Origin of the sequence: Marivirga sericea (assembly GCF_900177665.1) — a bacterium.
In the GTDB taxonomy this organism is placed as follows: domain Bacteria; phylum Bacteroidota; class Bacteroidia; order Cytophagales; family Cyclobacteriaceae; genus Marivirga; species Marivirga sericea.
This window is the reverse complement of record NZ_FXAW01000005.1, coordinates 90,235-113,623: the sequence shown is the minus strand read 5'-3', so window position 1 is coordinate 113,623 and position 23,389 is coordinate 90,235. Positions and strand designations below refer to the sequence as shown.

The window sequence follows — 23,389 nt, the reverse complement described above, 5'->3', positions numbered from 1 at the left end:
CCTAGTTTTAAAATTCCTGTGGCGGATTGTATTTTCGGAAATGTCCGTTCATCTGTATCAGTTCTTTTGATCTCTGAACATCTCTCAATTTCGGTAATAGCACTTTGAGGTGATTGAGAACATATCTTTGTCTTTGTCTCTCTTCTGTCAATTGAATCAATTCATATTCGGTTTCAGTAGATAAACCGATTTGATGAGCAATGTCGAAGACTTGAAAATCCATTGATAACGTACGATTATCAACTTCTACCAAATCGTACATTTCTTGAACTGCTTCATAAATCTCTTCCTTTAAAATCAAATCACCATTGTTTTTGTTAGGAATTTCCTCAATTGCACCAATTGCATATTTCTTATTTTGATAGGGGTTTTCCATATCAAGAACCTTGATGACTCTTTTGCCTCTGGTTTTAATGTCATAACGGCCATCAGAATATTCTTTTGTGACTTCTCGAATTTCCATTTCCGTACCATACTCTACTTTATTTTTCACATATGATGGAATAGCGAAACTTTGTTGATTTTGAATGCAATCATAAATGAGCTCTTTATAACGAGGCTCAAAAACGTGCAAGTTAAGATTCTGATAAGGGAACGCCACTAAATTTAAGGGGAAGAGTGGTAATGTTCGTTTCATTTTGTAATAAATGTTGATACACTTCTTTAAAAGTGTTGTTTAATTTCTAGGTTGCATTTTTGAACAAAATTTATGTAGATTGTAGGAAAGAGATAAGATATTCTTAGAAAAAGTAAATAAATTTTCTTTAAGGATATTGTCTTATACCCCTAAACGTTTCAAAACATTTATTTGATGATATCTATTTTTCTGCTATTCACCCAGATACTAGCTCCTAAACATGTCAAAAAAATAATTAAAGTATAAATGTCAACAGTCCGTTTTGGCAAGTTAATTCCCAGTAAATTAATGAGCAAAAAATCGATATAAGAATTGGTTTCAATTTGTAGACCAAGTTCAGATCGGACCGTCCAATGCCAATCAGTGCACGGACAGTAGCCCCAGCCTTTCCATGCACCCAAAATAAACCACGAGCAAGCGGTGGCCAAAAGTGTAACAAGATTCCATATCCTAGTTTTTCTGAATAACCAGCCGAAGACATTAAATAAGATTAAGACTCCGTGAAATATAAAGAAGAAAGCATTGAGAATATAGAGGATAGATTCGTTCATTTTATCAAAAATTTACAGCAATTCATCCTAAATCTGAACTCTATTTCTAACGCTAATTACTAATGCAATAAAGCCATCTTAATTATAGAAAAATCGAGGTTTTTTCCAGATTATTCTTCCTCTAGCTTAGGTAAATTCAATTGCCCAAAGGCACTCTCTTCTTTCATTAGCTTTTCTATTTCGCTGCTTTTACGCGGAGCATCATGGGATAGCAATTCAACTCCTTCCTTTTTAATCAGATAGTCGTCCTCAATTCTCACCGGTATGTCCCACCATTTTTCGTCACAAGGACTTCCTTCAGGAATGTAAATTCCTGGTTCGATGGTAATGACCATATTTTCTTCTAAAGTACCGTATTCACCTAAGTCATGCACATCCAAGCCAATATGATGGCAGCACCCATGAGGATAATAGCGATGTCTTCCTGTTGCTGGATCAATCAAATCCTCTTCGCTAAGGCTTTCGACTATTCCTAATTTTAGTAGGCCTTCGTTTATAACAGCTAGAGTGGTATCAAACACAGCAGAAAAAGGAACCCCTGCTTTAGCTACTGCCATTCCAGCTTCTTGTGCTTCATAAACCAAATCATAAATTGCTTTTTGTTCTTTGGTGAATTTTCCATTCACAGGAATAGTTCTTGTTACGTCAGCAGTGTAGCCGTGATATTCAGCTCCTAAATCCATCAAAATCAATTCCCCATCTTCAATTTCCGGTTTGTAGTTGTCTATATAATGTAATACACAACCATTGTGGCCAGCTCCTACAATACTAGGATACCCCTCATATTCAGCTTTATATTTTTTGTAAATAAATTCATGCATCCCTTGTACTTCAAGTTCCGACATGCCTGGTTCCATAGCACGCATTACTTCCGATTGCCCCAAGGCAGAAATTTTAACTGCTTTTCTTAGCAAGTCCATTTCTTCCTCAGTTTTGATCCCTCTCATAGGACGCAATAATTTATCTAAAAGTGTGGTATTTAGGTTGTTTTTTTGAGGCTCTGGAGTTATATCTAGTTTGTTTTCATCAGGGTAGTTAGCTTTTTGTTTAAATTGAGACATCAGATCATAAAGATCTCCCTCTTCATTTGTTTCACGAACGTCATCTTGAAAATCGTAGAACAGAACTTGATCATATTTCGAGAAATCGATCAGGAAATTCTTGAATTCCGGAGTTTCGAAAGCTACTTCAAATTGCAAGTCAGTTACAGCTTGATTAGTACTAATTCTTCCACCATCATATAGCTCGGCTAGCGCATTTCTACCTCTTACAAATATCACTTCATCCAAGGTCTTTCCGTTGATGGTTTGTTCCTCAGAAAATATCATCAATAATCCATGCGGCTGTCTATGGCCCGTCAAATAATAAAAATTAGGGTCTTGATGATATTTAAAATTAACATCATTAGCTCGGTTCCGAATAGGATTCGAAAAGAAAACAGCCACGGAGTTTTCTGGTAATTTATCTCTTAGAAGAGCTCTCCTTTCTTTATGGAAATCACTTGATAAAAAGTCATCTGGCTTTTGAGCTTGACTAAATACCAAGAACGAAGCGAAAAATAAAACAAAGACGGTGTAGCAAATTTTCATAATTTTGATTTTTAGAAATGTATGAAAATTATATAAAAAATCGATAAAATTTTATACTAATGGTTGTTATTATCATAGCAATATAAATTAATTCAACCCATATAAACTTTTTCTCTTATAAATTACGTTTGTTGAGAGGTAATCATATTCTTTAATTCTATCGGCCTGAAAAATGCGATCCATTTTATTTTCTGCTATATTGTTTTTATTTGTTTTTGAAGGGTGTGAACCCAAAGGGAAGGAAATTGAACCTGATAATGATTTTGAAATAAGTGTCCCATCTTATTTCGGAAGTTTCAATGAACGTATCCCCGAGAATAATCCAATTACTACCAAAGGATTTGAATTGGGCAGGATGTTATTTTATGAAAAGAAACTATCAGGTGATAACAGTATGTCTTGTGCGAGTTGCCATCAGCAAAACAAAGCCTTTACGGATGGTAAGGCAGTTAGCCCAGGAATAGACGGTATAAGCGGAGAATTCAGCAGCATGTCTTTGGTCAATTTACTTTGGGCGGAGCATTTTACATGGAACGGGAAAATGGAAAGCGTAGAGGTACAATCCACTGAGCCGATTCGAAATCCAATTGAAATGCATGAGAATTTTGATGATGCAATCAGGGAACTGGAAGAGGAAGGGTATCAAAGACTATTTCAAGAGGCTTTTGAGACTGAAGTGATTACAGAAGAACTTATTGGGAGAGCGCTTGCTCAGTTTCAAAGGGCTTTGATTTCGTCCAATTCAAAATATGACCAATATTTGAGAGGGGAATATGAACCAACACCATCTGAAAGAAGGGGAGAACAATTGTTTTTCACACACCCAATTCCAGGTCAGTTGAGAGGAGGAAATTGTGGCGATTGCCATTTGGGTCCCTTAACTTCGGGCGCTATTGACGAGTTTCAGGGGTTTCATAATAATGGTTTGGACAACGATGAAAATATGAAGGATGGCTTGATGCGGGTTACTGGAAATCCTGCCGATAAAGGGAGGTTCAAAACACCCAGCCTAAGAAATATTGCTTTGACTGCTCCTTATATGCACGATGGCAGGTTTGAAACTTTGGAAGAGGTAATTGAGCATTATGACAATGGCATTCATCAGAGCAGTACTTTAGATATATTGATTATTGAAGGCAGCAATGAAAATCAAGCTTCCGGGGAGAGACCAGAATTATTTTTAACAGATCAAGAAAAAGATGATATATTAGCATTCTTGCATATGTTGACAGATGAAGAATTTATTACGAACCCTCAATTCTCTAACCCATTTAGCGATGAAAACTTTTAAACTATTATTATTTATTCTGTTAGCTGTAATTGTTTTGTCTTGTAAAGATGAAAAAATTGAAGGAGGCCCACTAAAATTCAATTTCTTTCATAGAGCAGGAAGTGAAAATTTTGAATATAATACTTTATATCAAAATGCTGCAGGTAATGAGTTTTCACTACGATTGTGGAGAACGTATATAACTGAAATTCAATTAGTAGATACTGAAGGTTTAATCACCGCTTTCACTCCTAGTTATCATTTAATAGAACCTAGAGAAGGTAATAAATTTACTTTTAGCCTCCCTTTCGTAAAGCAAGACGAATATGTAGCAATAAATTTTAATATAGGGATCAGAGAAGATACAAACCTTTCTAAGTCTACAAGTGGAGATTTAGATCCGAGCAATAATATGGCGTGGAACTGGACGACAGGCTACAAGTTCATCAGAATGGATGGCGAGTTTGAAGATAAAGCTGGGAATAGAAGAGGTGTCGTGGTACATATTGGGACTGAAACCAATTTCAAACCGCAGTCATTTACTTTTCAAACTCCACTTGTTGTGGGTGCATCTGGCGCAGAATTAAATTTTGAACTAGACCTGCTGGAGGCTTTCCAAAATCCTAATACAATCGATTTTGAAGAATTGAGTGATTTTCAGTTTAATAATGAAGCTGATTTGATAGGGGAGAATTATGCTGAGGGATTTGTAAAATTGCTAGAGTAGTGTAAAAACGATGGTAAGTAAGTCTTTAGGTTTATGATTGCTCAAAACGAATGAGAATCTTGCAGAGGCTGCTATTTACACTTTTTTAGCTTTCGTAGTCCAAAGTGCCATCCTATATTTTTCTTTTTCTGTTTCAGTGCGATTAGGTCGTTCCCCACCTTACCTATTTATAAATCTTATGAGAGCAGTCACTGAAACATTATTGGAAATATTTATTGCGACTCATCATTATAAACAATCAACTCATCTAGGTAAATCTACGGTTCGTCTTACAATGCTGTAACTACCAGCAGTATTTCATGTTGTTACATCAAACAAAAAAATTAACGACTATGAAAAATTTATGGAGATTGTTATTACTAATTCCCTTAACGTTTATCGCGATTGCCTGCGATGACGAAATGGATGATGATGAAATGGAACCTTTACCAACTTTGGTCGAAGCGGCTGAAGAAGCGGGTTTAACTACTTTACTAGATGCAGTTGGAGCGGTAGATGGTCTAGATCAAACGCTTTTAGGAGCTAACGAGATTACTGTATTTGCACCAACAAATGCCGCTTTCTCTGATGCTTTAGCAGCTTTTAACGCAGCAGATTTGAATGAATTGGTGGAAGCTTTAGGAGGAGTTGAAAATCTTGAAACTGTTTTGGGTTATCATGTTGTTCCGGCCATTGCATTTTCTGATGATTTGGCAGATGGAGCACAAACATTCAATACCTTGGGAGGTCAATCTTTGACGGTTACGCTTTCTGATGGAAACGTTACAGTAACAGATGCCACAGATAATACAGTAAATGTGGTTACTGCAGATGTAGCAATTGAAAACGGAGTTGTGCATGTAATTGATGGAGTATTATTGCTAGAATTAGAGGATGATGAGGACGAAGAAGAAGAAGAAGAAGAAGAACTTCCGAACTTGGTAGATGCAGCAACTGAAGCTGGATTGACTACAATATTGGATGCAGTAGGCGCTGTAGATGGCCTAGCTGATAACTTATTAGCTGCAGAAGCGATAACAGTTTTTGCTCCAACCAATGATGCGTTTGGTGCTGCTCTAGAAGCCTATAATGCAGCTGACTTAAATGAATTAGTTGAGGCCTTGGGTGGTGTTGAAAATTTAGAAACTGTTTTAGGTTTTCATGTAGTACCAGCTGTTGCTTTTGCAGGAGACTTAGCAGAAGGCGAACAAACATTTACAACGCTAGCCGAACAAGATTTAACAGTTACTTCTTCGTCTGAAGGAGTGACAGTAACAGATGCTGCCGGCAATACTTTTAATGTAGTAACAGCAGATGTTGCGATAGAAAATGGAGTTGTACATGTGATCGATGGTGTATTATTGCCTGAATTACCCCTTCCTAACTTGGTAGATGCTGCAACTGATGCTGGATTGACTACTTTATTGGATGCAGTAGGAGCAGTTGACGGTCTTGCCGATCAATTATTAGCGGCTGAAGCGATTACAGTTTTTGCTCCTAGCAATGATGCATTTGCTGACGCATTAGAGGCTTATGGAGTGAGTACGCTAGGGCAATTAGTGACTGAACTTGGTGGTGTAGAAAATTTGGAAACTGTTTTGGGTTTTCACGTTGTACCAGCAGTAGCCTTCGCAGAAGATTTAGCTGAAGGTGATCAAACTTTTACAACGCTAGCCGAACAGGATTTGACAGTGAATAGAACCGGAGCAGATGTTACCGTAACTGATGCCGCAGGAACTACTTACAATGTTGTAACTGCTGACGTAGCCATTGAAAATGGTGTAGTGCACGTAATTGATGGAGTTTTATTACCAGAAATTACGCTTCCTACTGTAGTGGAAGCCGCAACTGATGCAGGCCTAACAACATTGATAGATGCTCTAGTAGCAGCTGAATTAGATGATGACGTAGCCAATGCAGAAGCTGTAACAGTATTTGCACCAACTAATGACGCTTTCGCTGATTTATTAGCGGCACAAGAAGTTACTGATTTAGATGGATTGATAGCTAAGTTAGGAGCAGAAGCTGTGGCAGATGTTTTAACTTTCCATGTCGTTCCAGCAGTAGCTTTTTCTCACGATTTAGAAGATGGAGATACATTTACTACTTTGCAGGGCGAAGATTTAACGGTCAATATTACGGAAGCTGGTGGAGTAACAGTAACCGATGTTAACGATAATACTTTCAATGTCACGACTGCTGATGTTGCTATTGCAAACGGAGTGGTTCATGTGATTGAGGGTGTTTTATTACCAACTCTTTAATCATTATGGTTGATTTAAGTTTAAATACAGAAAAAGGTGGGATTCATTTCCCATCTTTTTTATCTTACATCTTTCAATTGTTTATTTATCCGCAACTTAAATACTTTTAGAAAGCATTTAGAATGTTCCAACATAAATACAAATTTATCTTTATTGCGGTTTTAGCCATTTATTCATTTCTTAATATTATTGTGTTGGAAGGTGATAGGCTTTTCCAAGCTGGTTTACCTTATAATTACCTTTTTTGGACTATATTAGGTCTAAGTTTTTTGGTCTGGATGTCCAATTGGTTTATACAAAAATTCCTTCTCAAAAAGTTAAAAAAGATTCATCCACTTCTGAAGCAGTTTACGTTAAGTATCATTTTTGTGATCTTGACAAGTCTTCTTTCTGTAGAACTCACAGAATTAATTCTTGGAGACCCATTTACCCTAACAAGACAAAATTTTCTCTTGACTTTCGCCTTTACTTTCAGAATAAATCTGTTTCTTAATACTTTGAACGCCATCTTTTTCTTCAACAGAAAATACAAGGAAAAAGAATTGGAGGCTCAAAAATTAAAAACTGTAAATATTGGTAGCCAATATGAAAGGCTAAATTATCAATTGAACCCGCATTTCTTATTTAATAACCTGAATGCTCTATCTACTTTGATGCATAATGACGTAGATAAAGCTGATCAGTTTCTTCAAAAACTATCTGCGATTTATCGCTATATTTCTCAAAATGTAAATGAAGAATTAATTACCCTTGAGCAAGAGATTAAGTTTTTGAACGATTATATTTCTCTCCTTGAAATCAGATTTCGGGATGCATTAATCATTGAGATTTCACTAGAGGAAAGATTAAATCAGCTTTTTATACCGCCAGTGGTACTTCAGCTGTTAATTGAAAATGTAGTAAAACACAATTTCTATACTTCTGATAAGCCAGTTAAAGTTACAATTGAAAACGTTGATAATAAATTGAAGATAAGAAATACTTTGCAACCTAAAACTGAAGATGTAGACTCTATGGGAATAGGTTTACAAAACATTTCTGAGCGTTATAGGTTTTTGGGAGAAACTATTTCCATCAATCGGACGGCTATATTTTTTGAAGTTAGTGTGCCATTAATCGAACTGAAATGAAACTATTAATTTTTGAAGACGAACCCCTAGCACAGGAGAGAATTATTCAGATCATCAAAAGTAAGAGGAAAGATTGGGACGTTTTAGGAACAGCCCAAAGTGTTTCAGAAGCTATAAATCTGCTACAGCAATTTCCTGATGTAGATTTGCTGATATGTGATATTCATTTAGCTGATGGCGATTGCTTTAAAGTATTTGAGCAGGAAGATTTTCAGATTCCTATTATCTTTTTAACAGCCTACGATCAGCATGCTTTAGAGTCTTTTAATCATTACTGTATAGACTACGTTTTAAAACCCTTACAGGAATCACGTTTACTTCAAGCGTTTGAAAAGTACGAGCAACTTTGCTTGAATGAACAAAATGCAGAAGTGAACCCACTTATGGTCCAAGCTGTATTAGATAAACTTTCACAAAATGGTTATAAAAAGAGATTTTTAACAAAAGCTGGGAGCAAAATGCTTTTTAAGGATATAAATGAAATTGCTTACTTCTATGCTGAAGATAAAATTGTTTTTTTGAAGGAAATTGGGACATCCAAAAAATATATTATTAATTTTAGTCTGGACGAGTTAGAAAAAAAAATGTTGAATCCTTCTCAGTTTTATAGAATTAACCGTTCTATTATTATAAATGTAGAAGCCTTGATTGAAATGAAAACTTATCATAATGGTAGACTTAAACTTTTTGTTAAGTCATCTGATGATTTAGATTTGATTGTGGCCAGAGAAAGAGTAGGCCAATTTAAAGACTGGATTAATCAATAATGTAACAAACACAATGAAGTATATTTTTATCCTTACTGCAGGTATTTTTTTTAGCATAAGTAATTCATCTGCGCAAGAATTTTCTAAGCAAGAATTGGACTCTATTAAAAGAGAAATTTTCACCATCAAAAATGATGTAAAGCAAATGCAATTCCAATTGGCAGAGGCTAAAAAAACGCTTAAAACAGGCATTTTTGTGGCAACCTTGGGCTACACAGTCACTATTATAGGAGGACAACTTTTAGGAACTAATCCTGAATTGGGGGAGGTTCTGCTCTATACAGGGGGTGCAATCGGCATTGGAGGCACCATTGTACTGGTTAACGGATTTAATAAAATATCCTTGAGAAAACCGAAGATTGGTGATTAATTTAAAGTGATTTCACCCCAATCTGCATGCATTTCGTCAAATCTGCTCATCACCTTCTTGATAAAGTTATCGGAGATTAAGCTTTTCAATTCCTCCACATCAGCCACTTCATATTCGTCAATTTTAAAGGTCTGTTCATATAAACCCAATTCAAATTTCACCAAGTATTTTTCATTCCATTGGAACAAACTGATTTTGCAAAAGTTATTTGGTAGTTCACCTATTACCCTCATTTTTTATAATTTTAAATTTATTCAAAGTTAAGTTTTATATTTTCATGGCGGAGCTAAAAGAGCGATTTTACGATTTTTTAACAGAGGAAGATGAACCAAGGGCATGCAAAGCCATACCTGATGAAGCCTGCACAAATGTTCCAAAGAACTTCACGCTGAATATTGTTAATGGTACCCTTACTAAGCTGGCAGAGAAAATAATCAGCCCAAATTTGACACTTGCCTGGATGATGGATTTTTTTGGTGCTTCATCAGCCATGATTGGTGCATTGGTTCCCGTGAAGGATGCAGGTTCATTGTTACCTCAGTTAGCAGTTTCTGGAAAGATTCGTTCTTTCGGCAGGCGAAAATATTTTTGGGCAGTGAGTGGCTTGGTTCAAGCTTTTGCTTGGTTGGCAGCCGCAGGTCATATTTTTTTCGGGAATCAAAATACTATTCCAATAGTGCTTTTAATCCTTCTAGGGATATTTAGTTTTGCCAGTGGTGTAGCTTCAGTTGCCTATAAAGATGTAGTTGGCAAGACAATTCCCAAAAGTACGCGCGGTCAAATGCTTAGTTATCGTAGCACTTTTGGAGGAATTCTAAGTCTAATTGCGGGAGTGGTGTTAGTGTTTTTCATTCAAGGCCAGGCTGATAGGTCCGTTTACGGATTCATGTTTCTTTTCGCTTCTGTCTTGTGGTTTGTAGCTTCTATTCTGTTTTTCATGATAGAAGAGGAAAAAGGAGCAACGAAAGGTGGAAGAACACCACTGCAAGAAGTGAAGGTTGGGATTGAGCTAATCAAAAAGGAAAAAGATTTTAGAAATTTTCTATTTACGAGAGCTCTGTTAATGGCTGTTCCTTTATTACAGCCATTTTATGTTCTGGTTGCGAAGGACATCGATAATACCAGCTGGAGTTTACTAGGATATTTGATAATTGTCATTGGACTTGCAAATGTTTTAAGCAGTCCTTTTTGGGGTAAAGTGGCCGATCAATCTGCCACTCGCCTGATGAGAATATCTTCTTTCATCGCAATAGGAGGGGGAATCTTTGCTTTGTTATTTTATTTTGCCTCTGATTGGAATATGGGTTTCTACGCTTTCTTGCCCGTGTTTTTTATCAATGGTATTGCCTACAGTGGTGCAAGATTAAGTAGAAAGACCTATTTGGTAGACTATGCTCCTAGCGATAATAAAGCCACTTATGTCTCGGTAGCCAACACATTTATAGGACTATTTACGCTAGTAGCTGCTGGATTTGGAGTTATTGCTGAATTATTCGGCTTGCCAGCTCAGATTATCTTTTTTATGAGTTTGTTGGTGTTGGCAATCCTATTGAGTTTTAGGTTGAAGAAGGTCTGATTTTGAAGGCACGAAGAGAAAAATGTATTGCTAAACTTTTAGTTAGTCCGGAATCGGGCAATTGTTGGATATTATTGGTAAGTACTTCGAAATTTCTAAACCAATTGAAATTTGTTCAATGAGAGCGGGAAGGAGGACAAAAAGGCGGGGAGGGAGCAGGTTTGAAGCATAGGAGCATCTTTTTGTCTTGACTTTTTGTTTCTTTTTTGTCAAGAAAAAAGAAAAGGAGAAAAACTACAAAGTATACCTTGGGCTAAGGTTCTTTTTATACTTTATAAAAGTCCTTTAAAATTTTTCATTATCCCTATATTAGATTTAAGGTATTTTAAAGAGAATCTTCTTTAGTTTTCGGTAAAGATATCTTGTCCCTTTTTAAACAGTCGTGGCCTTCTTTGTGTTTTAAAATTAGAATATAGACACTTCAGTATGAGTAGTAAACAACTCCAGCGCATGCATACCTTTAGCAGAGTTTCCTTTCTCATTTAATTTTGGACTCCAGACCGCAATGCTAAATTCACCAGGGTAAACTGCTGCAATTCCACCGCCCACACCACTTTTACCAGGTAAGCCTACGCGGAAAGCAAATTCACCTGATTCATCATAGAAGCCGCAAGTAAGCATTAAGGCATTGATTCTTTTAATTTGATTGCGTTCTAAGAAGAGCGTGCCATCAGGGGCGCATTTCCCATGGGTGGCAAATAATTGAAAGCACCATGCTAGTTCAACACAACTCATATCTATGGAACAGGTATAAAAATAGAAATCCAGTACATCCTGAGGATCATTGTCAATGTTTTCGAAGCTCTTAATAAAGTTAGCCATGGCTATATTTCTGTAGCCCATGCTTTTCTCCGATTGATACACTTCTTCATTGTATTGGATTTTATCGGTTCCCTGCAAGTCATGAATGAATTTCAAGTATTCTTCCTCTGGATTTTCTAATTCGGAAAGCAAAATATCACAAATCACGATCGCTCCTGAATTGATAAAAGGGTTTCTAGGAATCCCTTCTTCATGTTCCAATTGTATGAGTGAATTAAATGGGTCTCCTGAAGGCTCTACATCTACTCTTTCCCATACTTTGTCGCCTATACACTGAATAGCCATACTTAAAGTAAAAACCTTTGAGATACTCTGGATGGAGAATCGTTCATCATAGTCCCCCGCATTATAAGTTTCCCCATTAACGAATTGAAGCGATACGCCAAATTTGAAAGGATCAATTTTAGCCAATTCAGGAATATACGAAGCTACTTTTCCGGGAGTGTCTACGGAATTCACAGTATGTAAAATGTCATCGAGTATTCTGTTGTAGTCTTCCAAATTATGGTCTTTGTTTCTTCTCTAGTACGTCAGGAATGATGATGAGATACAGAAATTTGTCCAAATTAATTTTTATTTCAATATTTTAATTAAAACCATAAAGTATCTAGTCCTCATTTTAAATAGGATCCTTTTAACTACAGATTTTCCAACTCGAGATTAAGTCACTCTAATTCAAAAATGAGCTAGCGCCATTATTTTTTTTGAATGCAGAAGGAGAAATTCCCTCTTCTTTTTTAAAAGTACTGGTAAAATGAGATAGGTTTTCAAAGCCTGAATTAAAACAAGCTTGGGTTATACTACAGTCTGCTTTTTTTAACCACTTTTTGGCCAGTTTTATTCTTTCAGACAGTACATATTGACCTGGAGTAATACCAAAGGCTTCTTTAAACTTTTTGAAAAAAGTTGCTCTGCTCATGCAGGCTGCATTGGCCAAACGATCAAAATCAATTTTCTGATTGATTTTATTTTGAATAATGTGGATGGCATAGGCTAAAGGATGATGAGTTGCTAAGGCTTTTGGCGTAGAAGTAAAGACATGGCGGGCCTGGGTTTGCATCAAGCGAATAATCATTTCTTTCATTGCCAGATCCACATATAAATCTTTAGTAGTGCTGTCTTCAGTGCGAGAAATTTTAATAATCCTATCAACCGTATTTATCAGTTCTTGATTGTTTATGATGTGATGTATGCTGGGGTCTATTTGCCATTGCTCTTGCTCTAGCACTTTTGGGTGCTTTTCATTCAACATGTCCAAAGTAAAATCTATCAACTGTTGAGAAATAGCTAGCGCAATACACTGAGTAGGTTGTCCTTTTTTAGCTTCCGGAAAGTCTATTTCCATTACCTCATTTGGCCCAACAATCACTGATTCACCTGGTAGATAATCAAAGGCTTCTTTATTCTCTAAGTGCATAACTTTCTTACCTCTCAGCATGGAAGTGAATACAAAATCATTGAAAACTAGTCTCACATCTTTCGCTTGTTGGTGGGTTTCAAATACATTCAGTTCACAGCTGTCGTAGGTATAGGCAGTACGATTCTCCACTAGGGTGAAAAGGGAGTTTTCATTTCCTACTGGTACATGGTATGGACGGATCGCATTGTTCATATCTGTTCTTTTGTATTAACTGTTGGTCAATCTGTCTCTAAAAATAGCCCTCTACATAATCCTTCAAGGTCATGAGCTGAATTTTCTTTCGAGTAAAAAAAATACTATTTCAATTTAGTGAATTTTATGATATTCTAAAAATTAGATGGAAAGCAAAATCATTCATACGCTTAACAAAACTTTTAAGAATTAATAGTAGGAAATTACATGAGATTAAAAATAAAACGAAAAACTATGGAAACGTTAGAAAAAACTCAAAAAACGGTAGAGCGTCCTACCTTTAAGGCGCAATATGACCATTTTATTGGTGGTGAATGGGTAAAACCTGCAAAGGGAGAATATTTTGATAATATTAGTCCTGTTGATGGTAAAGCTTTCACGAAAGCGGCAAGAGGAACTAAAGAGGATGTGGATAAAGCAATAGATGCAGCGCATAAAGCATTTGCCACTTGGTCTAAAACATCCGCAGCAGCGAGAGCTAATGTACTCTTGAAAATTGCCGATGTTATAGAAGAGAATTTAGAAATGCTCGCCAGAGTAGAAACCATTGATAACGGAAAAGCTTTAAGAGAATGTAGAGCAGCCGATTTACCACTTTGTGTAGATCACTTTAGATATTTTGCGGGTGCCATCAGGGCAGATGAAAGCTCAATTTCAGAACATGATGAGCACACCGTGAGTATTAATTTACAAGAGCCGTTGGGAGTTGTAGGGCAAATTATTCCGTGGAATTTTCCATTACTTATGGCGACCTGGAAAATTGCACCGGCTTTAGCGGCAGGATGCTGTACGGTAGTAAAACCGGCAGAGCAAACGCCAACCTCCTTAATGGTACTGATGGAGTTGATTCAAGATGTAGTTCCAGCGGGTGTATTGAACGTTGTAACAGGATTTGGTCCTGAAGCGGGTAAACCATTAGCACAATCTGATAGAATAGCAAAGGTAGCTTTCACAGGGGAAACCACTACTGGTCGTCTAATCATGCAGTATGCTTCGGAAAACCTTATTCCAGTAACCATGGAATTAGGTGGTAAGTCACCAAATATCTTTATGAAATCTGTAATGGATAAAGATGATGAATTCCTAGATAAATGTATTGAAGGAGCTGTAATGTTTGCCTTAAACCAAGGAGAGGTTTGTACATGTCCGTCTAGAATATTAGTGCATGAAGATATAGCCGATGAATTTATGAAAAGAGTGGTAGAAAGAACAAAAGCTATCAAAATGGGACATCCTTTAGCGGAAGACACTATGATGGGAGCTCAAGCTTCTAATGATCAATTTGAGAAGATTCTTTCTTATTTGGATATCGGAAAACAAGAAGGTGCTGAAGTACTTTGTGGAGGGGCTAAAGCAGACTTAAATTCCGGATTAGAAAACGGATACTATATTCAGCCAACTATCTTCAAAGGCCACAATAAAATGAGAGTGTTCCAAGAAGAGATTTTCGGTCCTGTGACTTCAGTTTGCACATTCAAAACAGTGGAAGAAGCTATTGAAATTGCCAATGACACCATGTACGGGTTAGGTGCCGGATTGTGGAGTAGAGATGCTCACGAGTTATATCAAGTGCCAAGAGCTGTAAAAGCAGGTCGAGTTTGGGTAAATAACTACCATGCATATCCTGCACATGCGCCATTTGGTGGTTATAAAAAATCAGGTTTCGGTAGAGAGAACCACAAAATGATGTTGGATCACTACAGACAAACTAAGAATATGTTGATTTCTTATGATAAGAATAAATTAGGTTTCTTTTAGAAAATAGTTCTAAGTAATAAGTTGTGGGTTGCCAATAGGGAAACTTATTTTCAGCCCATAACTTTTTTTGTTTCCTGCTAAAATTAATCTGTGAGACTGTCCCCTTGAGGGGACTATAGGGATGTTTTTTGGAAAAAGCAGACCTATAAGATCAAATCTAATACCTAAATTTCTATATATGGAAAGAGTATCAATAAGCGACAAAGCAATAGAAGTGATAGATGAATTGAGAGACCGATTTGGAGAATTGATGTTTCACCAAAGTGGAGGCTGTTGTGACGGTTCTTCGCCCATGTGCTTCGAAAAAGGAGATTTCAAAGTCGGAGGAGGCGATGTCTGGATGGATCAAGTTTACGGTTGCGACTTCTTCATGAGCAAAGACCAATTCGAATATTGGAAACATACCCATCTTACCCTCGATGTTACGCCCGGCAGAGGTTCAAGCTTTTCTTTAGAAATTCCCATGGGCGTCCGTTTCATCATTCGTTCTAGACTCTTCACTATGGAAGAAATGGAGAGTCTAAAACCCGTCATGACAGGAGAGGAGTATTTGGAGGCAGATGCTAAATAAAATACCGAAATCCGTCCAATCCAATTCGTACTTTATTCCTTCGCAGGGAGGGATCTATTGATTTTAAACCTAAAAAAAAAATCTTAGTAAAACTGCTGCACAACTTCCCTCGCAGTTCTTCATGTTTAATATTTTAGCAAAGCAGTCACATAGCTTGTTGTTTTCTGCTTAATACAATCTGTGAGACTATCCCCTCGAGGGGATTATAGGGGTGTTGTTTGAAGGAGATTTTAAAGTATTTTTGCCCATTTTTAGTGAGTTAGATAGAATTAAGTAATGGAATCTAAAAATGACTTATTTACTTTCCAGAGAAGTTTCAGTTCTTATTTCAGAATGTGTTATTTCTCCTCCTGTGGTACCTGTTTTTTGAGCATAGAAAAGGACTACCAATGTAAAAGCCATGGTAATAAAAGCAATGACCTTGGAATAGGATTTGTTTTTCAGATTTGCCCAAATTCCCACTAGAGCAATGCCACCAAGAATGTAGAGTAATGTAGCGAACACTTCTGCATTTTCTTCATGCGCTTCAATAAATCTATGCTCTATACCTTGCAATTCTTCTACTATCTCTTCGGCTTCTTCTCCACTTGACATAGCGAAAAATGCAGTTATTGCAGCTAAAATGAAGAAGAGATACCCTGCTCTCTTCAATATTTCAGCTTTAAATATAAAGCCTGAAATCATAAGTATTAATCCTATAACTGGAATAATAATGGGTAAATGATTTACGATTAAATGAAAATGTGCATCGTTCATAATTGTGTGTTTTAAATTTATAAAATATTGACTCCAAAAAAATATCCTACTGCGGCAGTTAATCCCATCGCTATAGTTCCCCAAAAGGTGATCCTTAAAATAGCTTTTAGTACATTAGATCCGCCTGTTTTGGCTGCTAATCCCCCTAAAATAATTAAGAAGAATAGAGCTGATCCATAGAGTGAATACTCCATGCTTTTTAATGGTAAAAATAGCGTTACTATAAAGGGGAGAATACCTCCAAATGTAAAGGCTGCACCAGATGCCAAAGCGGCTTGTATCGGTTTTGCTTGACTTATTTCATTAATGCCCAGTTCATCTCGTACATGTGCTCCCAGCGCATCATGTGCTGTTAACTCTTTAGCTACAATTAGTGCCGTTTCTTGTTTCAGTCCTCTTTTTTCATAAATCTCAGCTAATCTTTGCAATTCAATGTTCGGCATTTCCTCTAATTCTTCTTTTTCTCTTTGGATATCTGCTTTTTCAATGTCAGTTTGGGAGCTAACTGATACATATTCACCAGCAGCCATGGATAAAGCTCCTGCTACCAAACCTGCAAGCGTAGCCAGTACAATCGGATCTCTAAGATCACTAGCTGCAGCCACTCCAATGGCAATACTTGCAGTAGATATGATTCCATCGTTTGCTCCAAGTACCGCAGCTCTCAACCAATTACTTCTATGGATAAAGTGGTTGTCTAGATACTTGTCGAGGGTTTCTCCTTTCTGATTCATATTTTGGGCTTTAGATATTTGATTCTAGCGTTCGAAAATACCAGTTGTCAGCAAATACTTGATATCATTTTGGTTTTCATTTTTTAACCTCAGAACCTATAAGTAATTTATGAATTTTCCTTAAAAGGGATTGAAATTCAAGTAATTAATTACAGTTGTTGAGTCGTATTTAACACCATCCATTATTCATTTTCATAAAGTCTTAATCTATTTCTTAGACTATTTAATTCATTTTTTAGATTTCTTTCTTTTTCTAAGAGATTAAACACAATATCAATCCCTTCGAGATTTACATTCAGCTCGTAGTGGAGTCTTATTATTTTTTCAAGTACTCCTAATTGCTCTGGATGAAGAAATTGGTTTTGCTCTATGATTTCGATTTGAATAAGATCCATTTTATTTAACTCATCTATAAAAGAAATTTCTATATTGTAATGAGTACACAGCGTTTGGGTCGATATTAAATTATGCTCATTCATTTCTTCTGAATTTTTTGTAATTCTTTAAATAGCTCGATTTCCTTTTTACTTAAATTAGTTGGAATTTTTATGTGATAGGTGATAATTAAATCGCCATATTTTCCTTCACTTTTATAAACCGGAAATCCCTTTCCTTTCAATTTTACCTTCGATAGATTTGTGGTCTCAGGCTTAACTTTGAGCTTAACCTTGCTATCAAAAGTATCAACTGTAATTTCTCCTCCTAAAATTGTGGTGTATAAATCTACGGCTACGTCTTTATACAAATTCTGGCCTTCTCTTTTGAAATTAGTATCATTATTGATCACAAATTTCAAGTATAAATCACCATTTGGACCGCCATTTATTCCCGATCCTCCCTTGCCTTTGATCTTAATTGATTGGCCATTTTCTACTCCTGCAGGAATTGTTAAGCGTATTTTATTTCCATTAACAGTCAAAATCTGCTGTTGAGTAGTGTAGACATCTGTCAAATTCAAATGCAGTTCGGCATTGAAATCATTTCCTTTGAATTGAGGAGTGCGTCCAAAGCCCGAGGAGCCACCACCTCCGAACATTGATTCGAAAAAATCAGAATAATCACCATTAGAGAATCCCTGAGGACCTGATTGCTCTTGAGATCGACCGCTATATTGTCTCTGTGCCTTTTCCTGCTCCTCACCATGCTTCCAATCTTTACCGAATTTATCGTACTTTTTACGGTTTTCAGCATTGCTCAATACTTCATTTGCCTCGTTGACCTCCTTGAATTTCTTTTCTGCTTCTTTGTTGTCCGGATTCAAATCAGGATGATACTTCCGAGCAAGTTTTCGATATGCAGTTTTTATTTCCTTTTCAGTAGCTGATTTGAAAAGCCCTAGTATTTTATAGTAATCGATGAACGCCATTATTGGATATGTTTATACTTTAGTAACGTTTTTAAGTGCTGTAGGTATAGCAATTTTTTAGTAATATTTAAAATCTTAGCTATATAGGGTAATGTTAAATATTATTTTTCATGATGAGGTGTAGATGAGTATGAAGAACTAGATGTTTGATCTCTTGAAAGATTCGTGCTGAACTAGAAACCCTCAGTTTTGTAGATCTTTTTCCTAATTCTTGTTGATGAAAAGCGCAACCCCATTCTTTATTAGCCGGTTAAACAAAGTAAAAAGAATACATTATGCCGGATAAAGAGATGTCATCTATCAAAAATGAAGAACAATATGAAGCCTTGAGAGACAAAGGTATGAGCAATGAGAAAGCTGCTCGGATTGCCAACACAGCTGACGCTGGCAAAAAAGGTGGTCAAGCGCCTCCCTAAGAAGAGTGGAGAGTTGAGGAGCTAGAAGACCAAGCCCAGAAAGTCGGGCTTGAGGGGCGTTCCAAAATGAACAAAGAGGAACTGATTAAAGCATTGAGGAAAAGATAGATGATCGAGGAAGGCCATATCGATAATTCAGAGATTTTTTGGTGATTTTATCCGGTCTGACCTGCGGTACTGACCTAGTTTCCCCCTTGGGGATTAAGGGGCTTTAACAAACTATAGTACATCAAAGCCATAGACATTAATAGGAGTTTTTGTAGAATTTAGCTTAGGCCGGTCTGACCTTCGGTACTGACCTAACTGCCACTTGAAAACCCTTCAACGTGCCAACCTAAAAACTTGCCAACCTGAAAACCTGTCAACTCGCCAACCTATAGTACACCAAAGGCACAAAATACAAAGCCGTAAAAGTCCCTATAGTCAAACCACCCATTACAGCTAATACTAATGGCTTCTGCAATTCTGCTCCCAAACCACCAGAGAGCAAGACTGGACTTAACGTCAAAAGGGTAGTAATGGAAGTCATCAGAATAGGCTTTAATCTGATTTTTCCAGCGGAAAAAACGGCTTCATAAACACTTTCTTTATCTTTCTTTTCCAAGGCTTTTAAATTACGGTTCATGGTGTCCACCTTCAAAATGGCATCGTTGACCATAATTCCCAACATCACCACCATGCCGATAGCCGACATGATATTGATACTGCTGCCGCCTATCCAAAGCATGAGCACGGCACCCATTATACCAAAAGGCAAAGTGAAAATCACAATCAAAGGTTGCCAGAAACTTTCAAACTGGGCAGACAAAATAAAGTATAAGAGCACCACAGAAATCAGTAGAATAAAGGCCAGTTCTTTTAAATTCTCTTGGTCAGAGAAGTACCTCCCTGATACTTTTTGGATGAGGTTATGACTACTTGCCCACTGATTGATTTCCGCAGTTAAAACCTCTGGGTCTTTTGGAAGTGCTTCTTCGGATAGGTTCACCGAAAAGTAAGTTCCTGAGGCATCAGCCGTAATTTTCTTTAATTTATTACCCCATTCGTACTCCACAAAATTCCCTAATGCATAACTTTTGCCTTCACTGTTTTTCACTTTAGCCGCTTTTAGCAAATCCTCAAAAGCTTTTGCATCTGTTTCTAAGACTACAGGCGTAATGATGGCAAATTGCTTCAGCTCTGAGATTTTATAATCTCCCAATACTCTTTGCAGTTGACTGATAATTTGGTCCGGAGCAATGCCATATCGCAAGAGTTCGGCTTGTTTGATCATCATGATCATGCTGCTTTCTTCCTCCAAGGAAGGGCCCAACTGATATTGATCTGCCGGGAAGTTCTCTAATTTGGGTTTGATACTTTGTGGATCGGCATTTTTCAAGCCAGGGTCTTGCCATTGCACCCTAAAATAAGGTTCATCACTGGCAAAGAGCATATCAAAAGCATTTTTAGCATTCTCCTTCTCAAAGGAAGCCTTAGAATAGCTTTGTTCCACAAGCGCTTCGAATGCAGTTAAGGTTTTATCTTTGATTTCTTCATTTTCAAATTGGAGATAAATCAAACTTTCCTGCAGTTCGGCATTTTCCAGACTTAACAAATATTGGGGAATACCGGCATCCGTTTCGCTAAACTGGAATTGCGAATCGAGCGATTGCAGTAAAGTCTTGGTTCGTTCGGCATTTTCTACTACATCGATCGGCTCGTTCCAATTGATCTTCACTACGGCCTCGTTCCGGGTGATGTCGGGCAAGCCTTTTTGATCCAAACTCCAAAAAGCCCATAACCCCAGAGGGATTATCAAGAGAATCAGGAAGAAGCTAAGCCTTTTATTGCGAAACGACCAGTGGTGCGATTTTTCAAATCCCCGGATAATACTTTTAAAAAACCGGCTGTCTTCCTTTTTGAAATCCTTTTTCTTTTCAAAGAATAAGCGATAAAGCAGAGGGAGCAGTACAAATGAAACACCGAGCGACACGGTCAGAATAATCCCAACGGAAACTGCCTGATCGAAAAACAGTACTCCGCTGACACCACTTAAGAAAATTAAGGGAACAAATACCGCCAAGGTGGTCAAGACCGAACTGATTAATGCGCCTCGAACTTCTCCAACTCCTGCCACACAAGCATCCAAAAGGTTGAGGCCTTCCATGCGTTTTCGGCTGATGTTTTCCAATACGATAATTGCATTGTCAATTAACATTCCCAAACCTAAAGCTAGGCCACTAAGCGAAATGATATTGATACTCAATCCAAATATTTCAAAAAACAGAAAGGATAAAATCAGTGACAATGGTAAGCTAATTCCCATAATCACAGGCAAGCGAAAAGAACCCATAAAAAGGAAGAGTACTGCAAAAGCAAATAACCCTCCAAATAATAAACTTCCCTGCAAATTATTGATTCCTGCTTTTAAAAAAATGGATTGATCTTGGGTGATGGCAATCTCCAAAGTTGGATAATCCATTTTAAACTGCTCAATGGACTCTTCAATTTCAGGCATCAGCTCGGTCATCACCGCTTGTGGTTGCTTGTGAATGTTCATCACAATACCTCTGTTTTGATTGTAAAAGTGAAAGCCGCTCACCTTCTCTTCGGCTGTTTTTATGTTGGCCAGCTGATGGAGCGGAATGTATTTCGCATCACTGATTCTAATGGGGATTGCTGCAATATCTTCGGCATTATTTAGTCTGCCCGCCATTCGCATATAATATTGGTATTGCCCGTCCTTCACTTCTACACCCCCCAATTCTTGATTTGCGGCTTGTATGGCCTGCGAAATGGCCTCGATTTCCAGTCCTGCTCTTTCCAGCGCTTTTAGGTCAGGTGTAATTTTGATTTGTTCCTCTACGGTTCCGCTTAAATCGACCAAGGAAATGCCTTCTATCTGTTCGATCCGCTTTTTAATGACATTTTCTGCTAGCCTAGAGCTTTCCACCATATTAGAAGCATCTTTTGGAATCAACTGAATTTTTGCAATCGGAATATCAGTATAATTGACCCGAATTACCCTAGGTCGAGACATGTCAGCTGGAAATTGATCCGTTAGTCGATCAATTTTCTCATTGACTTCCACAAAAGCCAAATCCATTCTTTGTCCATAATTAAACCGTAAGCGCAACAAACCATTTTCATTGGATGCAGCAGACTGTAAATCCGACAAGCCCTGCATGGTAGTAAAAGATTCCCGCATGGGTTTGAGGATATTGTTTTCTATGGCTTCAGGTGAGGCATTGGCATAATCTACTCGAATGGCCATTTCGGGTACATCAATATCGGGTAGGAGGGAAACAGGTCGGTTCAGCCAGGCCAATACGCTCAATCCTATAAGCGCAACAAAAGTCATGATGACGGCTATGGGTCTTTGGATGAAATAGCGGGTCATTAATTGTCAGAATTTTGAATGCTGATAGGGGCATCATGCGCCAATTGCAAATTGTTATTGGTAATCACTACCGTTCCGGCTTCTAAGCCATCTCTGATTTCAACCATTTTGCCATTATCATATCCGAATTCCACATAATTCCATTTTGCCAAATCCTGTTCTATGGAGAAAACCACGGGCTTGCCGGAGCGCAATACCAAACTGCTTTTAGGTACTTGCAGTCTTTCTCCCTTAGGAATTCTGACTTCGACCTCTACATTCATACCCGGCCAAAGGGCTTGTTCTCCTTTAAGAAGAATCTGCGTTTTCACTAAGCCGTTTTCATCTACTTTTGGATTTACGCTGAACACCTCGCCTAGAAATTGTGTATCCATAGCGGGATTCCGAATTTCAGCAGGCATTCCTTCTTTTAGGTTTAATGCTTCTGATTCCAGCAGATCAACTTCTACTAAAAGCTTGTGGTTGAATTCAGCAAAGAGCTCATCTCCAGCTTGGATGTTTTTGCCTGGAAAGGCTTGTACATCATAGAGCGTCCCAGAAAAAGGAGCTCTCACTACGGTTTTCTCTAAAGCTATTTGGGCTTCTTTGAGTTGAATACTGCTTTCTTGCAAACCGCTTCCTATTTTTAGTTTTTGATATAGGCTGTCCTCTTCAGGATTTTCTTGTGCCAAGAGTTTGGGGAAGCCGATCAAGCTGTTTTCAAACTCTAGTTGCGCTTTGTCATAGTTGATTTTTGCAGACTGAAGTTTTAATTGTGCTTCTGAAGGATTCAAACGAACTAAAACCTGGCCTTTGCTAACTTTCTGCCCCGATTTAATATTGGCTCGCTGGATTGTGCCGCTTGTTTCCGCTAACATGATAACATCTTTGTGCGCTTTTACTTTTCCAGAACTCTGAATCAACAAATAGAAAGGTGCACTAATAGCGGTGTCTACCTTCACCATGGTATTGGGAGGCGTGTTTTTGACATTTTCAGTGGCCGTTTTTTCATCTATTTTTTCTTCGCTATTGCAGGCCAAGAAAGCAATTAAGACGAATACCAAGGGTGTATTTTTTGACATATTGATTTTGGTTCAAATATAAAACTACTATTTTGGTAGTTGAAAATCAAAGGA

Annotated in this window: 22 protein-coding genes and 1 pseudogene; 11 read left to right on the top strand and 12 right to left on the bottom strand. The window is 37.5% G+C overall.

The features are described from left to right. Positions 1 to 7: 7 nt before the first annotated feature. The 3 genes from B9Y84_RS12335 to B9Y84_RS12325 all read right to left on the bottom strand — a co-directional run bounded on the left by B9Y84_RS12335 (position 8) and on the right by B9Y84_RS12325 (position 2,777). Positions 8 to 637 carry an LON peptidase substrate-binding domain-containing protein gene (locus tag B9Y84_RS12335; protein WP_085517682.1) on the bottom strand — a complete coding sequence of 210 codons (630 nt, stop codon included), beginning with the start codon at positions 635 to 637 and terminating at the stop codon, positions 8 to 10. Positions 638 to 804: 167 nt separating this feature from the next. Continuing rightward, the gene (locus tag B9Y84_RS12330; RefSeq protein ID WP_139828025.1) at positions 805 to 1,188 is read right to left on the bottom strand and encodes a DUF2784 family protein; all 384 of its coding nucleotides are present in this window, start codon (positions 1,186 to 1,188) and stop codon (positions 805 to 807) included. A 110-nt stretch (positions 1,189 to 1,298) separates the two neighbouring features. Beyond that, complete coding sequence (locus tag B9Y84_RS12325; protein ID WP_085517680.1) at positions 1,299 to 2,777, bottom strand: aminopeptidase P family protein; 1,479 nt, start codon at positions 2,775 to 2,777, stop codon at positions 1,299 to 1,301. A gap of 172 nt (positions 2,778 to 2,949) precedes the next feature. Between B9Y84_RS12325 and B9Y84_RS12320 the strand changes: the two genes are divergently transcribed. The 6 genes from B9Y84_RS12320 to B9Y84_RS12295 all read left to right on the top strand — a co-directional run bounded on the left by B9Y84_RS12320 (position 2,950) and on the right by B9Y84_RS12295 (position 9,284). Further along, positions 2,950 to 4,068, top strand: a complete 1,119-nt coding sequence (locus B9Y84_RS12320) for a cytochrome-c peroxidase (protein ID WP_245830862.1) — start codon at positions 2,950 to 2,952, stop codon at positions 4,066 to 4,068. After that, positions 4,055 to 4,774: an MbnP family protein gene (locus tag B9Y84_RS12315; RefSeq protein ID WP_085517678.1), complete on the top strand. Its 720-nt coding sequence runs from the start codon at positions 4,055 to 4,057 to the stop codon at positions 4,772 to 4,774. Before B9Y84_RS12320 ends, B9Y84_RS12315 begins: the two co-directional genes overlap by 14 nt. Before the next feature lie 332 nt (positions 4,775 to 5,106). Then, complete coding sequence (locus B9Y84_RS12310; RefSeq protein ID WP_085517676.1) at positions 5,107 to 7,017, top strand: fasciclin domain-containing protein; 1,911 nt, start codon at positions 5,107 to 5,109, stop codon at positions 7,015 to 7,017. Between the two features lie 122 nt (positions 7,018 to 7,139). Continuing rightward, positions 7,140 to 8,147 (top strand): sensor histidine kinase, encoded by a 1,008-nt coding sequence (locus tag B9Y84_RS12305; protein WP_085517675.1) that lies wholly within the window; start codon positions 7,140 to 7,142, stop codon positions 8,145 to 8,147. Next, positions 8,144 to 8,914, top strand: a complete 771-nt coding sequence (locus B9Y84_RS12300) for a LytR/AlgR family response regulator transcription factor (protein WP_085517673.1) — start codon at positions 8,144 to 8,146, stop codon at positions 8,912 to 8,914. Before B9Y84_RS12305 ends, B9Y84_RS12300 begins: the two co-directional genes overlap by 4 nt. A gap of 13 nt (positions 8,915 to 8,927) precedes the next feature. Continuing rightward, positions 8,928 to 9,284, top strand: a complete 357-nt coding sequence (locus B9Y84_RS12295; protein ID WP_085517671.1) for a hypothetical protein — start codon at positions 8,928 to 8,930, stop codon at positions 9,282 to 9,284. On the opposite strand, the gene B9Y84_RS12290 is transcribed toward B9Y84_RS12295, so the two are convergent. Then, positions 9,281 to 9,517, bottom strand: coding sequence for a hypothetical protein (locus tag B9Y84_RS12290; protein ID WP_085517669.1), 237 nt, complete (start codon positions 9,515 to 9,517; stop codon positions 9,281 to 9,283). The two genes, B9Y84_RS12295 and B9Y84_RS12290, sit on opposite strands and share 4 nt — an antisense overlap. 44 nt (positions 9,518 to 9,561) lie before the next feature. Here B9Y84_RS12290 and B9Y84_RS12285 point away from each other — a divergent pair, with 44 nt between their 5' ends. After that, positions 9,562 to 10,860, top strand: a complete 1,299-nt coding sequence (locus tag B9Y84_RS12285; RefSeq protein ID WP_085517668.1) for an MFS transporter — start codon at positions 9,562 to 9,564, stop codon at positions 10,858 to 10,860. A 405-nt stretch (positions 10,861 to 11,265) separates the two neighbouring features. On the opposite strand, the gene B9Y84_RS12280 is transcribed toward B9Y84_RS12285, so the two are convergent. Then, a complete protein-coding gene (locus B9Y84_RS12280; RefSeq protein WP_085517666.1) occupies positions 11,266 to 12,183 on the bottom strand; it encodes a glutaminase in 918 nt (305 codons plus the stop codon). A 169-nt stretch (positions 12,184 to 12,352) separates the two neighbouring features. Next, the gene (locus B9Y84_RS12275) at positions 12,353 to 13,294 is read right to left on the bottom strand and encodes an AraC family transcriptional regulator (RefSeq protein WP_085517665.1); all 942 of its coding nucleotides are present in this window, start codon (positions 13,292 to 13,294) and stop codon (positions 12,353 to 12,355) included. A gap of 234 nt (positions 13,295 to 13,528) precedes the next feature. Here B9Y84_RS12275 and B9Y84_RS12270 point away from each other — a divergent pair, with 234 nt between their 5' ends. Continuing rightward, positions 13,529 to 15,052 carry an aldehyde dehydrogenase family protein gene (locus tag B9Y84_RS12270; protein WP_085517970.1) on the top strand — a complete coding sequence of 508 codons (1,524 nt, stop codon included), beginning with the start codon at positions 13,529 to 13,531 and terminating at the stop codon, positions 15,050 to 15,052. A 178-nt stretch (positions 15,053 to 15,230) separates the two neighbouring features. Then, positions 15,231 to 15,623: a DUF779 domain-containing protein gene (locus B9Y84_RS12265; RefSeq protein ID WP_085517969.1), complete on the top strand. Its 393-nt coding sequence runs from the start codon at positions 15,231 to 15,233 to the stop codon at positions 15,621 to 15,623. A 294-nt stretch (positions 15,624 to 15,917) separates the two neighbouring features. Here the strand turns inward: B9Y84_RS12265 and B9Y84_RS12260 are convergent, their stop codons facing one another. From B9Y84_RS12260 to B9Y84_RS12245, 4 genes are all read right to left on the bottom strand, one after another. Continuing rightward, positions 15,918 to 16,379, bottom strand: coding sequence for a hypothetical protein (locus tag B9Y84_RS12260; protein WP_085517663.1), 462 nt, complete (start codon positions 16,377 to 16,379; stop codon positions 15,918 to 15,920). 17 nt (positions 16,380 to 16,396) lie between these two features. Next, on the bottom strand, positions 16,397 to 17,113 hold the full coding sequence (locus B9Y84_RS12255) for a VIT1/CCC1 transporter family protein (RefSeq protein WP_085517661.1): 717 nt from the start codon (positions 17,111 to 17,113) through the stop codon (positions 16,397 to 16,399). Positions 17,114 to 17,295: 182 nt separating this feature from the next. Next, a complete protein-coding gene (locus B9Y84_RS12250; protein ID WP_085517660.1) occupies positions 17,296 to 17,592 on the bottom strand; it encodes a chaperone modulator CbpM in 297 nt (98 codons plus the stop codon). Further along, positions 17,589 to 18,479 (bottom strand): DnaJ C-terminal domain-containing protein, encoded by an 891-nt coding sequence (locus B9Y84_RS12245; RefSeq protein ID WP_085517658.1) that lies wholly within the window; start codon positions 18,477 to 18,479, stop codon positions 17,589 to 17,591. The genes B9Y84_RS12250 and B9Y84_RS12245 overlap by 4 nt, the downstream gene beginning before the upstream one ends. 275 nt (positions 18,480 to 18,754) lie before the next feature. On the opposite strand from B9Y84_RS12245, the gene B9Y84_RS20990 reads away from it, so the two are divergent. Together B9Y84_RS20990 and B9Y84_RS20985 are read left to right on the top strand one after the other, a co-directional pair. Further along, positions 18,755 to 18,895 (top strand): DUF7218 family protein, encoded by a 141-nt coding sequence (locus B9Y84_RS20990; RefSeq protein ID WP_317043241.1) that lies wholly within the window; start codon positions 18,755 to 18,757, stop codon positions 18,893 to 18,895. A gap of 21 nt (positions 18,896 to 18,916) precedes the next feature. After that, positions 18,917 to 19,003, top strand: a pseudogene (locus tag B9Y84_RS20985) (Rho termination factor); the annotation flags it as partial. Between the two features lie 253 nt (positions 19,004 to 19,256). On the opposite strand, the gene B9Y84_RS12235 reads toward B9Y84_RS20985, so the two are convergent. Together B9Y84_RS12235 and B9Y84_RS12230 are read right to left on the bottom strand one after the other, a co-directional pair. Continuing rightward, positions 19,257 to 22,274: an efflux RND transporter permease subunit gene (locus B9Y84_RS12235; protein WP_085517656.1), complete on the bottom strand. Its 3,018-nt coding sequence runs from the start codon at positions 22,272 to 22,274 to the stop codon at positions 19,257 to 19,259. After that, entirely contained in the window at positions 22,274 to 23,335 is a 1,062-nt protein-coding gene (locus B9Y84_RS12230; protein ID WP_085517655.1) for an efflux RND transporter periplasmic adaptor subunit, read from the bottom strand. The genes B9Y84_RS12235 and B9Y84_RS12230 overlap by 1 nt, the downstream gene beginning before the upstream one ends. Positions 23,336 to 23,389: the final 54 nt, after the last annotated feature.

Excerpts from the sequence above, each read along its gene's own strand:
- B9Y84_RS12260 (WP_085517663.1), bottom strand. The coding sequence starts at position 16,379 with ATGAACGATGCACATTTTCATTTAATCGTAAATCATTTACCCATTATT.
- B9Y84_RS12335 (WP_085517682.1), bottom strand. The coding sequence starts at position 637 with ATGAAACGAACATTACCACTCTTCCCCTTAAATTTAGTGGCGTTCCCT.
- B9Y84_RS20990 (WP_317043241.1), top strand. The coding sequence starts at position 18,755 with ATGCCGGATAAAGAGATGTCATCTATCAAAAATGAAGAACAATATGAA.
- B9Y84_RS12275 (WP_085517665.1), bottom strand. The coding sequence starts at position 13,294 with ATGAACAATGCGATCCGTCCATACCATGTACCAGTAGGAAATGAAAAC.
- B9Y84_RS12325 (WP_085517680.1), bottom strand. The coding sequence starts at position 2,777 with ATGAAAATTTGCTACACCGTCTTTGTTTTATTTTTCGCTTCGTTCTTG.
- B9Y84_RS12235 (WP_085517656.1), bottom strand. The coding sequence starts at position 22,274 with ATGACCCGCTATTTCATCCAAAGACCCATAGCCGTCATCATGACTTTT.
- B9Y84_RS12330 (WP_139828025.1), bottom strand. The coding sequence starts at position 1,188 with ATGAACGAATCTATCCTCTATATTCTCAATGCTTTCTTCTTTATATTT.
- B9Y84_RS12265 (WP_085517969.1), top strand. The coding sequence starts at position 15,231 with ATGGAAAGAGTATCAATAAGCGACAAAGCAATAGAAGTGATAGATGAA.
- B9Y84_RS12310 (WP_085517676.1), top strand. The coding sequence starts at position 5,107 with ATGAAAAATTTATGGAGATTGTTATTACTAATTCCCTTAACGTTTATC.
- B9Y84_RS12295 (WP_085517671.1), top strand. The coding sequence starts at position 8,928 with ATGAAGTATATTTTTATCCTTACTGCAGGTATTTTTTTTAGCATAAGT.
- B9Y84_RS12245 (WP_085517658.1), bottom strand. The coding sequence starts at position 18,479 with ATGGCGTTCATCGATTACTATAAAATACTAGGGCTTTTCAAATCAGCT.
- B9Y84_RS12255 (WP_085517661.1), bottom strand. The coding sequence starts at position 17,113 with ATGAATCAGAAAGGAGAAACCCTCGACAAGTATCTAGACAACCACTTT.
- B9Y84_RS12230 (WP_085517655.1), bottom strand. The coding sequence starts at position 23,335 with ATGTCAAAAAATACACCCTTGGTATTCGTCTTAATTGCTTTCTTGGCC.
- B9Y84_RS12270 (WP_085517970.1), top strand. The coding sequence starts at position 13,529 with ATGGAAACGTTAGAAAAAACTCAAAAAACGGTAGAGCGTCCTACCTTT.
- B9Y84_RS12320 (WP_245830862.1), top strand. The coding sequence starts at position 2,950 with ATGCGATCCATTTTATTTTCTGCTATATTGTTTTTATTTGTTTTTGAA.
- B9Y84_RS12305 (WP_085517675.1), top strand. The coding sequence starts at position 7,140 with ATGTTCCAACATAAATACAAATTTATCTTTATTGCGGTTTTAGCCATT.
- B9Y84_RS12290 (WP_085517669.1), bottom strand. The coding sequence starts at position 9,517 with ATGAGGGTAATAGGTGAACTACCAAATAACTTTTGCAAAATCAGTTTG.
- B9Y84_RS12300 (WP_085517673.1), top strand. The coding sequence starts at position 8,144 with ATGAAACTATTAATTTTTGAAGACGAACCCCTAGCACAGGAGAGAATT.
- B9Y84_RS12250 (WP_085517660.1), bottom strand. The coding sequence starts at position 17,592 with ATGAATGAGCATAATTTAATATCGACCCAAACGCTGTGTACTCATTAC.
- B9Y84_RS12315 (WP_085517678.1), top strand. The coding sequence starts at position 4,055 with ATGAAAACTTTTAAACTATTATTATTTATTCTGTTAGCTGTAATTGTT.
- B9Y84_RS12285 (WP_085517668.1), top strand. The coding sequence starts at position 9,562 with ATGGCGGAGCTAAAAGAGCGATTTTACGATTTTTTAACAGAGGAAGAT.